Annotated in this window: 18 protein-coding genes; 1 reads left to right on the forward strand and 17 read right to left on the reverse strand. The window is 35.8% G+C overall.

Annotation, left to right across the window (positions count from 1 at the left end):
• Genes QZV03_RS01335 through QZV03_RS01395 form a run of 13 tightly spaced genes read right to left on the reverse strand, consistent with a single transcriptional unit; the run spans position 1 to position 6,780 of the window.
• Positions 1-447 carry an NADH-quinone oxidoreductase subunit B family protein gene (locus tag QZV03_RS01335; RefSeq protein ID WP_296873909.1) on the reverse strand — a complete coding sequence of 149 codons (447 nt, stop codon included), beginning with the start codon at positions 445-447 and terminating at the stop codon, positions 1-3.
• Positions 448-939, reverse strand: a complete 492-nt coding sequence (locus tag QZV03_RS01340) for a 4Fe-4S binding protein (protein WP_296873910.1) — start codon at positions 937-939, stop codon at positions 448-450.
• Positions 940-2,343, reverse strand: coding sequence for a 4Fe-4S binding protein (locus QZV03_RS01345; protein ID WP_296873911.1), 1,404 nt, complete (start codon positions 2,341-2,343; stop codon positions 940-942).
• Positions 2,344-2,354: 11 nt separating this feature from the next.
• Complete coding sequence (locus QZV03_RS01350; RefSeq protein ID WP_296873912.1) at positions 2,355-2,603, reverse strand: energy-converting hydrogenase B subunit J; 249 nt, start codon at positions 2,601-2,603, stop codon at positions 2,355-2,357.
• Positions 2,603-3,079, reverse strand: coding sequence for an MnhB domain-containing protein (locus tag QZV03_RS01355; protein ID WP_296873913.1), 477 nt, complete (start codon positions 3,077-3,079; stop codon positions 2,603-2,605). The genes QZV03_RS01350 and QZV03_RS01355 overlap by 1 nt, the downstream gene beginning before the upstream one ends.
• A complete protein-coding gene (gene mbhE, locus QZV03_RS01360) occupies positions 3,076-3,354 on the reverse strand; it encodes a hydrogen gas-evolving membrane-bound hydrogenase subunit E (RefSeq protein WP_296873914.1) in 279 nt (92 codons plus the stop codon). The genes QZV03_RS01355 and mbhE overlap by 4 nt, the downstream gene beginning before the upstream one ends.
• On the reverse strand, positions 3,347-3,682 hold the full coding sequence (locus QZV03_RS01365) for a hydrogenase (protein WP_296873915.1): 336 nt from the start codon (positions 3,680-3,682) through the stop codon (positions 3,347-3,349). Before QZV03_RS01365 ends, mbhE begins: the two co-directional genes overlap by 8 nt.
• Entirely contained in the window at positions 3,679-5,133 is a 1,455-nt protein-coding gene (gene ehbF, locus QZV03_RS01370; protein ID WP_296873916.1) for an energy conserving hydrogenase EhbF, read from the reverse strand. Before ehbF ends, QZV03_RS01365 begins: the two co-directional genes overlap by 4 nt.
• Positions 5,126-5,512: a cation:proton antiporter subunit C gene (locus QZV03_RS01375; RefSeq protein WP_296873917.1), complete on the reverse strand. Its 387-nt coding sequence runs from the start codon at positions 5,510-5,512 to the stop codon at positions 5,126-5,128. The genes ehbF and QZV03_RS01375 overlap by 8 nt, the downstream gene beginning before the upstream one ends.
• A complete protein-coding gene (locus tag QZV03_RS01380; protein ID WP_296873918.1) occupies positions 5,512-5,754 on the reverse strand; it encodes a DUF4040 domain-containing protein in 243 nt (80 codons plus the stop codon). The genes QZV03_RS01375 and QZV03_RS01380 overlap by 1 nt, the downstream gene beginning before the upstream one ends.
• On the reverse strand, positions 5,747-6,169 hold the full coding sequence (locus QZV03_RS01385; protein ID WP_296873919.1) for a cation:proton antiporter: 423 nt from the start codon (positions 6,167-6,169) through the stop codon (positions 5,747-5,749). Before QZV03_RS01385 ends, QZV03_RS01380 begins: the two co-directional genes overlap by 8 nt.
• Entirely contained in the window at positions 6,166-6,432 is a 267-nt protein-coding gene (locus QZV03_RS01390) for a monovalent cation/H+ antiporter complex subunit F (RefSeq protein WP_296873920.1), read from the reverse strand. The genes QZV03_RS01385 and QZV03_RS01390 overlap by 4 nt, the downstream gene beginning before the upstream one ends.
• Positions 6,433-6,465: 33 nt before the next feature.
• Positions 6,466-6,780, reverse strand: coding sequence for a monovalent cation/H+ antiporter subunit E (locus QZV03_RS01395; protein WP_296873921.1), 315 nt, complete (start codon positions 6,778-6,780; stop codon positions 6,466-6,468).
• Positions 6,781-7,073: 293 nt separating this feature from the next.
• On the opposite strand from QZV03_RS01395, the gene QZV03_RS01400 reads away from it, so the two are divergent.
• A complete protein-coding gene (locus tag QZV03_RS01400; protein WP_296873922.1) occupies positions 7,074-8,039 on the forward strand; it encodes an arsenic resistance protein in 966 nt (321 codons plus the stop codon).
• On the opposite strand, the gene QZV03_RS01405 is transcribed toward QZV03_RS01400, so the two are convergent.
• The 4 genes from QZV03_RS01405 to QZV03_RS01420 all read right to left on the reverse strand — a co-directional run bounded on the left by QZV03_RS01405 (position 8,036) and on the right by QZV03_RS01420 (position 12,612).
• Positions 8,036-8,743 (reverse strand): metal-dependent hydrolase, encoded by a 708-nt coding sequence (locus QZV03_RS01405; protein ID WP_296873923.1) that lies wholly within the window; start codon positions 8,741-8,743, stop codon positions 8,036-8,038. The genes QZV03_RS01400 and QZV03_RS01405 overlap by 4 nt on opposite strands.
• 101 nt (positions 8,744-8,844) lie before the next feature.
• Entirely contained in the window at positions 8,845-9,336 is a 492-nt protein-coding gene (locus QZV03_RS01410; protein WP_394350670.1) for a hypothetical protein, read from the reverse strand.
• 80 nt (positions 9,337-9,416) lie between these two features.
• Positions 9,417-11,720, reverse strand: a complete 2,304-nt coding sequence (locus QZV03_RS01415) for a hypothetical protein (protein ID WP_296873924.1) — start codon at positions 11,718-11,720, stop codon at positions 9,417-9,419.
• Between the two features lie 151 nt (positions 11,721-11,871).
• A complete protein-coding gene (locus tag QZV03_RS01420; protein ID WP_296873925.1) occupies positions 11,872-12,612 on the reverse strand; it encodes a succinylglutamate desuccinylase/aspartoacylase family protein in 741 nt (246 codons plus the stop codon).
• Between the last annotated feature and the right edge of the window lie 13 nt (positions 12,613-12,625).

A 12,625-nucleotide genomic window follows, 5' to 3' on the forward strand; every position in this document is an offset into this window, starting at 1 on the left:
TTAATCCGCATCTAATAATGTAGGTAATAGTGATACAACTCCAGCCAAAACATCCTGAGGCCTTACGGCACAGCCCGGAACCTTAGCGTTAACCGGAATAATGTTTTCAACTGGTCCTTCAATTTCTTCGGAAGGAATGTCACCAGAACAGTTCTTATAAACACCACCCATCAGTGCACAACTTCCAGCGGCTACAACCAATTTAGGATTAGGAATAGCCTCATAAATTGCCTCCAATGGTTTTCTATTAAAATGTGTAACAGGACCTGTGACAACCAATACGTCAGCTTCACGAGGATTCCATGTTAAAAACACCTTATACTGTTCAGCATCGAAACGTGGTGATAATATTGAGTTTACAATTTCAATATCGCAACCGTTACATCCTCCTGTATAAACAAGCATGACGTGAATTGCCCTTGCCCTTGAAAATGATTTAATTCCCATCTAATCACCATCCTCTCTATTTTTCAATACTGTTTTATCTGACAGGTATTGTGCAATGAATTTAAGCTTATCATCAGAAATTTTAAATGGCTGTTCAAGTGCGCTTGCAATGTCCACTTCAATGTCCCCGACATTACTTGGATGTATTGTTCCTTTCTCACCATAAAGTGAAAATACAGGACAGAAATCATGACAGTAATAGCATACAACACATTTTTCAAGATTAATTTCAGGTACTTCACTTTTGGTCCAATTATCTGTCAGTTTAACTGGATTAGCCAATTTTTTCATCTCTACCGCACCTGTCGGACAGACATTGGCACAACCTGCACATCCAATACAGGCCTTTTCGTCAACACGGTCATCCACTTCAACGGACAGTGTTGAGATTTGCTTTCTCAATTCCATGTCTGTAACTCTATCAGCTGCAAAAAAGATTCTTTTAAAGTTAGTAAATGCTCCTTCTAAAGCTATTCTTAGTATACTACTCATTTAAATACCCTCTATTGAATCTTTGAAATTTCTCTCAAACAGGAACGCCTTTGCAGGACATGCGTTTTTACATGCACCGCAATAGGTACAGTTTTCCTCTTTGACCACATAGTTACCGTCAATCTTTTCGATTGCATCATATGAACAAATTCCGTAACATACTCCACAATGCATACATAACTCCTGTTCAATGAAGTTAAATCCGTCTTTTATTTCATTCTTGTACATTGTAGATTTTGGAATTGCATCAACAGGACAATGAACCGCACAGTTTTCACATAATATACATTTAGCCAAATCAACAGAAATCTTACCCCTGTGCAATGTGATTGCGTCTTCCTGACACATTTCCACACAGATTCCACAAGAAATACAGTCGTCTGTGACCTTGCCGTCCCATGTCTGTGTCATTACCTGACGGGCTTTGGCATCATCACAAACCTGTACACATTTACCGCAGCTTACACAGAAACCGGACAATGTAGGAAGCTCTGCATCATCAATTTCATCATATATAAACATCTCATCGTCTTCACGAAGTGTGAGAACAGGACAATGTGAAATAGCCAAATCATGTGTGACATTTTCAGTATCCTGTGTCGGATCATACCTTAATTTACCATCATCATTTTTAAGTGATCCGTTTTCACACAGGTCCGCACACAATCCGCAGTTCAAACAGGATATGATTTTACCTGCCGGCTTTTGATTTAACTTATTAATAACGATTTTAAAGTCATCCACTGAAATCGCATTGTGAGGACAAGCCTTCATACAGTTCAGACAAAGGGTACATGAATATGAATTTACCATCTGATGCTTGTTCATTGATTCATTAGGACAGACATCAGCACAGATTCTGCATTCACGACAGATTCCTTCATCCCTATCCACCTTGACATGTATTGCCCCGGTTGGACAGTATTCCTCACATCTGCCACAGAGTATACATTTTTCTGTATCAGTCCCGAAGTATGTTCTTGAAACTTCAGTGACCAGATTTTCACTTTTATGTGGCACATTATCCAATGGAGGATTTAAAATGTTAAATGATTTGATTAATGTAATCTGTTTGTCTCTTTCAAATTCAAAACCGTCTACACGACAATCAGGGTACTTCTCTGCACATACACCACAGCGTGAACATATACCGTAGACAATTCCGTCTTCAATTGTAATGTTGTTTGTCGGACAGTTGTACATACACATTCCACAGCCGTTACATTTGGCTCTGTCTACAACATATCCTCCATAGCTGTTTTTAAATATTGCATGATTCGGACAGTTTTTCTGACAAATTCCACATGTCAGACAACTGAACGGAACCCCATTAACCAGTCTAATGGATTTTGTAGGACATGATTTAATGCATTCCTCATCACATACATTAGTTGACAAAAACATGATAAAACCCCTTATTTACTCCTTGCAAATATTAGTTTGCCTACAAAAATTCCTATTAATGCAGATAAAAATGCGGTGGAAATCGGCAAGTCTGTATAAAACGGATAGTTGCCGGATTGCCATGCGACAATAATTCCTGCAATAAGTACTATAATAAACGCTCCGAGAGTGAAATGAGTATCGTTAACATTGAGCTTTATCTGTGATCCGATAACCAAGCCCAATATCAGTCCGAATATTATTGGTCCAAGAGATAACATTATTCACCCTCCTCAACAATCTTTTTGAAACCCGCAAATGCAATAACAATTGAAGACAGTCCCACAAATACCTTTAAACCTACGAATATGTTAAGGTATGGAATAATACCTGCATTTGTAACATCCGGATAGTGTAGGATAGTCTGAATGGATGAAGGAACGATATTGAATAAATCTGTACCTACATTGTAGAGGAAAAATCCTCCGACAAACAAACCGATCAGTCCAAAGACTACAAAACCCAATGCACCAACGGATTCCAATACTTCAATATATAAGTGTGACAATTCTAATGGGGAATTACCTATTCCATAGACAAGTATAGACAATATAATTCCACTTGCAATCATTGCACCACCCTGGAAACCTCCACCAGGAGTGATGTGACCTCCAAGAATGGTCATTATACCAAGACAAATCAATATGATTGAAATTGGCAAAGATATAAGTTTTAAAATCATACTACCTTGACTCATCTTTTATCCCCCAATAATCCTCTGCCGAATATTAACAAAACAACCAGTCCGGCAGTCAATAATATAATTGATTCTCCCAATGTATCGTATGCTCTGAAATCAAATATAACAACGGTAACTAGGTTTGGAGCAATTTGAGTTCCCAAAGCGTTGTAGATATAGCTTACACCAGGGTTAATCATGCTGCTTAAATGGAATACCGCATCAAGCAATGTGACGGAAAATATTCCTGTGAGAACCGCTGCAAGTAAATTACGAATAGTTGGATTAGACAAGGTTACCACCCCAGTACATGAATGTGACAATCAATGCAAGTGTGACCACCGCATAGAATAACATTTTTTCAAGAGAATCTTCCTGTTCAATTTTAAACTTAGGAATAAGTGGAATATTTGAAATAAGGACGATTGCCAGTATCAATGCAACCAATCCTGCAAGTAAAACACTTACATGTCTCAATAATAATGCTGATAGAACCAATGATACAATCAGGAATATTTCCGCAGTGATACTACCGGAAACATCCGCATTTGTAACAGGTCCTGGAGAGAACAATTTCTTGAATTGCTTTACAACATTGAATATCTGATCATAGAGTTTCATAATATCCCTCCTACAAAGTTAGAAATGCCCTGTGTAACGACATCCGGGAAGATACCCAATACAATTATTATAATTAATAGAACTCCCATGGCAAAAATCATTGCCCTTGGAACCTCCAATCCTTCAAGTTCCAAATCGTTTGGTTTCGGTTTTAAGAATATGGTATAGAATGTTTTCATGAATACCACGAATGTTGCTATACTAACCATGATCGCCAAAATGGACAGTTCTGGGAATCCACAGCTTAATGATGCCTGAACAAGCATTAACTTGGATTGGAAACCGTTTAATGGAGGTACACCTGCCATCGCCATACCACCAATCAAAAGCATGATACTTACTTTTGGATGGTATGCCAGAAGTCCACCAAGCTTTCTTGTATCAACCTCGTTTGTCGCCTCAACGATTGCACCGAATCCTACGAATAACAATGCAGTGATTAAGATTTCATTCAATGCCTGGAAAAGTCCTGCTGTTATTGAAAAGTTTGTTCCAAGCCCAATACCTAAACCGATGAAACCTAATTCTCCCACTGCTAAAAATCCAATCATTCTTCTGAAGTCTGTTTGAGTAAGTGCGAGTGAAACACCTAAAACCATAGCCAAGATAGAGAAGAAAACTATGAGTACTTCAAAGATTGGAAGTGAAGCATAAATTCTGATAAGAATCAATACGATTGAAATCATTGAAATAACTGTAAATGACTGCAGGAGTGCTGCTCCGTGAGGTTCAGCCTTTGAATAAATTCCAGATTTTATAGTATGGAATGGTGGTAAACCAGATGCATATAACCAACCAAAGAATATTAAAGCGAGTGATAATAAAAATACTGGAGATGTGGCATCAATTAAACCTGAATGAACTGCAGCAGCAATATCTGTTACATTTACACTACCGGTCAATGCGAGAAGGAATCCAATTCCCAAAAGCATTATTGGAGAACCGATTGATCCTAAAACCATATATTTCAAAGCCATCTCATAACTGTAATCGATTGAAGATGCCGCAACTATACCTACCTGTGCCAGTGCCAATATCTCAAAGAAGACGAACATGTGGAAAATGTCGTCAGTCATAATCATTGCAGTTACTGCAGCTGTACCCAGGAACAACAGGAATAAGTACGGTCCGGAAACTTCCTTATATTTTGTAAGATAAATGAATATTACCAGGAATGTTAAAAGACCAACAGCACCAATCATGATTTGTTGCAGGAATGTGAATGAATATGTAATTGCCGGATGATACATTACCCCTGTTACGTTGTCAAGGATAGGCTCATAACCACCGAAGTAGTGAAGACCGTAATTAGACAACAATGGGATTAACGGCAAGCATATCGCTACAACAAATGCGAAAATCTTAGTTACCTTGTTGAATTTTGAAAATGCACTTATCAATAATGCAGCCATGAGAGGAACGATAACCATAAGTGGAATTAATTCATTCATTGTATTCCTCCTTTTTTGATGTATCGGCCAGCATCACTTTTGTAGATAATGTACCATATCTTTTGTATAAAACCATTACTAAAGCAAGCATTACCGCAAGGGTACTAGCACCGATTACGATACTGGTAAGTACCAGACCGAAAGGAAGAGGATAAGCCGCATTTGATGCAAACCATGAAGTATCCATTCCAGGCATTAAGATTGGTACAACCCCACCTGCCTTATAACCAATAGCAACAATGAACAGGTTAGCTCCCTCTTCAATGAAACTAACACCGATGATCTTTTTAATAATATTGTCAACAAAGATTGCCGCATAAAGACCTATGATAATCAAAGCAGCGGAAGTCAACAATATTACAAGTTGAGTCTGTGCCATCAGCTATCACTCCTTTGAGTTTTCTTAACGGCCAAAGCGATAAATACAGGTACAATAGCCGCTCCCACAATTGCCTGTGTCAGGGCAACATCGGGTGCCAGCAATATCTGGAACATCACTGCAAGAGCGCCACCGCTGAAACCGGTCAGGATTGCCGCTTTTAGTAAGTCTTTCTGAATAAGGGCAAGAATTGCACTTAATATTACAATTAAACATAATATATATTCCAACATCTTATTCACCCTCATCAATTTCTATTGTAGTTACTGAAAATCTCTCATCCACTTTAAGTTTTTCTGAGTTTTCACTTTCCAAAGCCTGCATCTTGGCCTTAGGATGAATAAACGGATGATTTTCATCTACTTCTTCTTCAACTGTCATTAAATCAACATTATTTTCTCTATCTTCTTTTTTCCAATAAGCATTAGCTATTGCATGTGCTGTAAATGGTGCCAGAATAAAGTAGATTCCAGCCAAGAGATACTGACCCAAACCAATCATTGCAAGTATACATGCGATATCGAACAATCCTACAATGTGGATTCTTGCATATACTGCATTTTTGGTTGTGTTTGGTAATGTTAAAACACCTACTGCCGCAATAATAATGAAGAATGCTGATATCAGAAGAAGGGCTGATTGAATATACTCTATCATTTATCTTCCCCTCCTAATGTTACAGCGAAAGCAACAGTGCCTACAAAACCAAAGAACATTAAAGCTAAAGATATATCTCTATAAAATTGGATACCGTATGTGCCTCCAACGATGAGCAATGCAACAGCAAAGGCTGTAACCACTACAGAACTTCCTAAAAGTCCCATGGAAGTGGATTTGTATGCACCTGCTCTTAAGGCTGCCAGCATCATTATAATTAATGCAATAAGCAAAATATATTTTGAAATAAACAATATATCCATACTATCTCACTCGATTTTTTATAAAAATGCTAATTATTCTAACATTTTCTTTATATAAGGTTCAAAAGGAATGATATCCTCTTTTTTTCTTGGAGAAATAGCAGCTACTTTGATAATGTTATTTTCGCTGTCTAAATCGACAGACAAAGTACCAGGAGTTAATGAAATACTGTTCGCTAAAATTGTCTGGGAAACAGGTCTCTCCAATACTGTTTCAATGTCCACAACTACAGGATCAATATTTCTCCCCATAATTCCACTAAATGCAACACTAAAGGTTGATTTAATGATTTCTATAATAAGGACTACGAAATAAGCAATTCCGTACCCAATTCTAGTCAAAAACATTAAACAAGCTCCATTTCAATTATATTTAAAAATGTCAAAAAAAATGACATTACATACAGTATTATTTATCATGATTATTCATTATAAAGTTATGCTTTTTTAAAAAAATTATTTGAAATCCAAGTTAAACTATACAAAAATTTTTAAAAAAATTGATATGAACAAATTTGTTCACCAAATTTAGAAAATCCCCCAAAATTACATTTTATTTGGAATTTAGAGAAGTTTTTGCAATATGTAAAATATTATATATTTGAACATACAAATTTAGTCATGCCTAAAACGGTGAAAACATGGAAATGATAGAAAAACTAGAACCTATAATAATCTTTTCAGCAGTCATAATAGGACTCCTGTTCTCAAATATAGACATAATCGCACAAAATTCAAGCCATTTGATAAATCTATTCTTATGCCTAATGCTTTTTGGATTATTTTTGGAAGTGGAAATGAATGAATTGAAAAATAGTTTTAAAAATGTCAAATTCACCTCAACAAGCCTGATAATCAATTTTCTATGGACACCACTTTTCGGATATTTTCTAGGTTCACTGTTTTTAAAGGGAAATGTGGATGTCCTTGTAGGGTTTTTCATGCTGATACTGACCCCATGTACAGACTGGTATCTTGTGTTCACCAAAATGGCAAAAGGAGATCTTACATTAAGTCTGTCAATACTTCCAATCAACCTGGTGCTTCAGATAATATTGCTGCCAATATATCTGATGATTTTCTTTTCAAGCGGAAATACAATGGACTATTCCCAGCTTGCCTATTCCCTGTTGATAGTTATCGTAATCCCATTTGTTGCAGCGCAAATCGTCAAATTTATACTAAATGCAGATTTAAAAGAAAAGGCAACAAATCTGTTTACTTCCCTGCAGATCTGGTTTTTATCACTTGCAGTATTCTGCATCTTTGCAAGTCCGGGAGAATTGCTTTTCGACAATCTGAATTCCGTATTGACCATATTCATTCCGTTAATCCTGTTTTTCATAGCCAACGTAATTATAGATTTGTTATTATCTGAAAAAATCAATTTCACATACTCAGAATATGCAAGTCTAACAATGACAACCCTTGCACGCAATTCACCATTAGCCCTTGCAATTGCAATCAATTCATTCCCAGGTCATGAACTGGTGTCAATCGCACTTGTAATCGGACCATTGATTGAACTTCCAGTGCTGTATATAGTTTCCAAGTTCTGCCTATGGGTTAAGAATTCAGGACTATTTTTCAGCTGCAAAGTGTTTTAACTGCTTAAAATATAATTTCCAAATATTTGAAACAAGATTGGAATATTATAGATAATAGCCACGAAAATCAACAGGAATATCATGCTCAATCCAAAATTCCTGTAAACTTTTTTGGATGATAGGGGAGCAAAAATCTTAATTCCCGCAGGAGTGAATGAATCCAAAACAATATGGGAAAAGAGGCCCAAAAATAAACTCAAAACGATTTCAATATATGAAATTTCCATTACCGGAATGACAAACAATGCAATGAAAAACAATGGAAGAAAAATCATCAGCAGCTTCTTGTTTAAAAAAAGAAAGCTTAAAAGAGCAATCAGAATGGCCATAAGCAGGTAATGATTATCTATGATTGTTACCGCATCAACCAGCTGTGACGCCCAAATCAATATCAAAGCCACCGCAGAGGTTAATGTCAATACCCCGAAAATGGAGTGGGTGAAACTTCTGTGCTCTGAAAAATAAAAAGTGACACCTAAAAATACAATGATCAATCCAATATAATAAGGTAATTTGAGGATATAAAGTGAAATAAACACTATTAATCCTAAAATAATCATCTTATAGACATGATCCTTTTTGAATTTATGATCAAAATCAGGAATATTTGCACCAATGAATGTTAAAGCAATTGTTAGAGGACTGTGAAAAAACATCAACGAGAGTAAAAATGCAAATATCGAATGACCCTTATAAGACGACACCTAATCACCTTAATTAAAAATAGGTGTTGAGTATTTAAAAGATTAACCAGAGAGCATTTGGTAATCAAAAAAAATAGAAAAAAATATAGGAATAAAAATTCCTATTTGATTTTAATTTTAACAGTTTTAGTTACTTTGTTGTAATATTTGTTTCCTTTAAACCTGATAACCGCTTTAAAAGTACCTTTTTTAGTTAATTTTTTAATTTTAAATGTGGCTTTACCTTTGGAATTGGTTTTGGCACTAAAGGTTTTGCCTTTGATTTTTAAGGTAACTCTCATCTTTTTAATTGCCTTGCCTTTACTGTTTTTCAGGGCCATCATATATTTTTTAGTCTTTTTTGACTTCTTGAATGTCTTCTTTTTGGCAGCTATTTTGGTTTTTTCTTTTTTGAGTGTTATTTTAACGGTACTGCTAACAGAGTTATAATTTCCATTTCCACCAAATTTGACAACAAGATTTTTCTTTCCTGCCTTAGCAGTTTTTAGTGCTTTGGCAGTCAAACTGATAGTTGCAACACCTTTGGAGTTTGTGGTTGCAGAACCTATAGATTTACCATTTAAAGTGAAAGTAACTTTTAAACCTCTTAACAATTTACCATTAATATCTTTTAGAGTAATGCTATACTTTCCACAATAATTGATAACGTATGATTTAGCAGAAGCTATGATTTTTACATTATTTTAGATATCTGAAATTTGACTTCCTTACTTAAAGCGACATAACCCTCAGAGATTAATGTAACATTTGCACCATAACTTCCGGCATTCAAACCAGAAATAGCAATTGTTGCAGTTCCATTTGAAACTTCGGCAGAATATGTTTTTCCATTAATTACAATAGCCGCAGTACCATTTCTTAAAGGTGTAGTGCCATCCTCTCCGGTCACATTTACAGTGATTCTAACAGTTCCCCCATAATTGGCATTTTCAACTTTCACAATCTTAATGATAGCAAGATATTTAAGTTTTGCATCACCGATTAAAACTATATCGTCACTTCCATCTGTTGCAGAATTATCTTTGAAACTTATGTATGCAACAGTTAAATCACCTGAAGTACTTATTGCACCTGCAGTACTCGCATGATTGCCTGTGAAGTTGGTATTGTTGATTGTTCCACCATTAAGTGATATTGCTCCTGCACTTTCACTGGCATTGTTGTTTGTGAATGTGGATTCGTCCACTGTTCCATTGTTTTTAAAGAATACTGCACCACCATTTTTAGCAATGTTGTTTTCAAATGTTGAATTGTTGATTTCCCCAGTTAAAATCCAAACAGCTCCGCCGTTGTTAGTTGCATGATTATCATAGAATTTGGAGTTTAAAACTGATCCTGCATCTTCAATGTCAATAGCTCCACCATTATTGGTTGCCTTATTGTTTTTAAATGTGGAACTGATGGAAATGATTGCAGGTCCATATATTGCACCACCTTTTTCACTTGCAGAATTATTTTCAAAAATTGAATTAATAACTTCTCCACCAGAGATAAAAAACTCAATTGCGCCACCATGTCTTGCACTGTTATTTACAAATATTGAATTGTTAACGCTACCGGTAACATAGAACTGAATTGCACCACCTGCTTGATAAGCAGAGTTATTAGTGAAATTACAGTAATCGACACTGACATTATTGGCAGAATATATTGCTCCGGCATTTCCGGATTTTGAAGTGTTATTTACAAATAGAGAATTTAAGATTTTACCATTGCCATCAACGTCCACTGCACCACCACCATACTGTTTCGCCTGATTATTATAGAATTTACAGTTATCCATAGTTCCATTATTGGAAAATTCAATAGCTCCTCCATTATCTGCCTGGTTATCAACAAATAGAGAATTGTTTACAATACCATTGTTTTCAAAGAATAATGCCCCGCCGCTTAGCACAGCAGAATTGTTTTTAAATACCAAGCCATTGACAGCAGCATCATTTACAAAGTACAATGCCCCACCGGCCCATGCCTTATTATTTGTGAAATTACAATTATCCAAATCAATATTGGATTGACAAAGTATTGCTCCACCATCCTCTCCAGCACAATTGCCATCAAATAATGAATTTGAGATATTAACTTCAGTATATTCAGCCATATAAACCGCACCAGCATATTCCGCTGCATTGTTGTTTTCAAAGAGAGTAGTTTTAATAGTTAAAATTTGACCTTCACTACATAGTGCTCCCCCCGTATAAGCAATGTTGTTGATGAATTTAGAGGTTGTAACTATCCCATTGAAGAGAATATATGTCGCTCCACCATTGTTTGCGGAATTATTGATGAATTTAGAGTCACTAATTGAAACATTACCTCCAAAAATGGCTCCACCCTCATAATTAACGAAATTATTTTTAAAATTACAATCAATTATAGTAGCATTATCCAAAAAGTATATAGCCCCACCTTCATCAGCACTGTTGCTTGTGAAGTTTGAACCGGTTATTGTTCCCTTACTGAAATATACGGCTCCCCCTTTTTTAGCATTGTTATTTTCAAATGAAGAATCTATTAAATCCAGTTCATATGCATATATCGCTCCACCATTAGCCTGCACCCTATTATTCTCAAAGGTACAGTTATCTATCACACCATCGTTTTGAAAATACAATGCAGAATAAGATTGGCTGTCTTCAGCATAAGTATTGATAATCCGGAGATTTTTAACTGTTATATTATCTCCTGAAAATCTGAATAATGTTGCAACCTCAGATCCGTCAATAGTATGACCCTGACCGTCAAGGACATAATCACTTTTTTCCACTTCAATCCCATTAATTACCTCACTGTCGGATTCCCCAATATACTTGTAGTCCTTTTCCAGTTTCAATTCATTTCCAGATTCGGCAATTTTAGTTTTTAATTCCGTAAAACTTCCTGAATCCTCATTATCAACAGTCAATATTTCCGGGTCTTGTCCAAAATCATCAACTGCAAGATCAGTCTGATTTTCTTCGGCACTTACACAGCTCAAACCAAGAAAAACCAAAACGAATAATACAGTAAAAATAATTTTTACTTTAATAAATATTTCTCCCATATATTTAATATAATGTTATTTTATTCAAAATATTATATAAAATTTATATGACTTTTTAAAAAGGAGGAAATAAAAAAAAGATAATTTAAACACCAAAATAAGTCAAAAAGCTCATCATCTGGGCAAATGATTTGTCAACCGCCCCTTCACCGACACTTGCAAATGGGGATAAAACTTCGCATGTAATTGCAGGTATCCCATTCAAATTACAGACATCCTCAACGGCACCCTTATATGATGAACCTGCATAGTCATATGCAATAACATCAGATCCCACATCCCTTGAAATGTAGGTAGCAATCAGAAAGCTTTCGGGTGTTGGGGATTTTGATGAAAATACACTTTCAATGCCGGGATTTGAATTATATGCTGTGGAATGGAAATCCCCCACAAAGTTAATGCCCAACTCATCAACGGCACCGACTATGAGATTGCTGACGGAATTTGCAATGTGTGCTGAACGGTTCAGATCCATTGCATTCAATGTTCTTTCATTGTTCATTGAAGCCTTTGGAGCTGCAAAGGGAATGAAATATATAGTATGGTTTAATTTCTTATCCAAGAATTGATTCAGAAGTCTGACATTGGCCAGTTGAGGACCCAGTTCATTGCCATGAATTCCTGAGAGAACCAAAATCCTGTTTCCTCCGTTTCCCAATTTGAATATGGGAGTTCCATAAACACATTTTTCCAGCAAAAATTGAGTGAACCTGTTCAATTCCATATTGTTCAAAAGGTGCTTGTTTCGTGAAATGTATCCTCCGGAAATATCTGAGACGTAAGCCATTTCAAGATTACCAAATTCCTCAATTTTTCTAAAATGCATAATTAAATATACT

Origin of the sequence: uncultured Methanobrevibacter sp. (assembly GCF_902788255.1) — an archaeon.
GTDB lineage: Archaea > Methanobacteriota > Methanobacteria > Methanobacteriales > Methanobacteriaceae > Methanocatella.

What these genes read in the sequence shown, in the direction of transcription:
- QZV03_RS01340 (WP_296873910.1), bottom strand. Translation starts at nt 939, where the DNA reads ATGAGTAGTATACTAAGAATAGCTTTAGAAGGAGCATTTACTAACTTT.
- QZV03_RS01395 (WP_296873921.1), bottom strand. Translation starts at nt 6,780, where the DNA reads ATGTTTTTGACTAGAATTGGGTACGGAATTGCTTATTTCGTAGTCCTT.
- QZV03_RS01390 (WP_296873920.1), bottom strand. Translation starts at nt 6,432, where the DNA reads ATGGATATATTGTTTATTTCAAAATATATTTTGCTTATTGCATTAATT.
- QZV03_RS01350 (WP_296873912.1), bottom strand. Translation starts at nt 2,603, where the DNA reads ATGTTATCTCTTGGACCAATAATATTCGGACTGATATTGGGCTTGGTT.
- ehbF (WP_296873916.1), bottom strand. Translation starts at nt 5,133, where the DNA reads ATGAATGAATTAATTCCACTTATGGTTATCGTTCCTCTCATGGCTGCA.
- QZV03_RS01385 (WP_296873919.1), bottom strand. Translation starts at nt 6,169, where the DNA reads ATGATAGAGTATATTCAATCAGCCCTTCTTCTGATATCAGCATTCTTC.
- QZV03_RS01365 (WP_296873915.1), bottom strand. Translation starts at nt 3,682, where the DNA reads ATGAAACTCTATGATCAGATATTCAATGTTGTAAAGCAATTCAAGAAA.
- QZV03_RS01335 (WP_296873909.1), bottom strand. Translation starts at nt 447, where the DNA reads ATGGGAATTAAATCATTTTCAAGGGCAAGGGCAATTCACGTCATGCTT.
- QZV03_RS01420 (WP_296873925.1), bottom strand. Translation starts at nt 12,612, where the DNA reads ATGCATTTTAGAAAAATTGAGGAATTTGGTAATCTTGAAATGGCTTAC.
- QZV03_RS01400 (WP_296873922.1), top strand. Translation starts at nt 7,074, where the DNA reads ATGGAAATGATAGAAAAACTAGAACCTATAATAATCTTTTCAGCAGTC.
- QZV03_RS01345 (WP_296873911.1), bottom strand. Translation starts at nt 2,343, where the DNA reads ATGTTTTTGTCAACTAATGTATGTGATGAGGAATGCATTAAATCATGT.
- QZV03_RS01355 (WP_296873913.1), bottom strand. Translation starts at nt 3,079, where the DNA reads ATGAGTCAAGGTAGTATGATTTTAAAACTTATATCTTTGCCAATTTCA.
- QZV03_RS01375 (WP_296873917.1), bottom strand. Translation starts at nt 5,512, where the DNA reads ATGGCACAGACTCAACTTGTAATATTGTTGACTTCCGCTGCTTTGATT.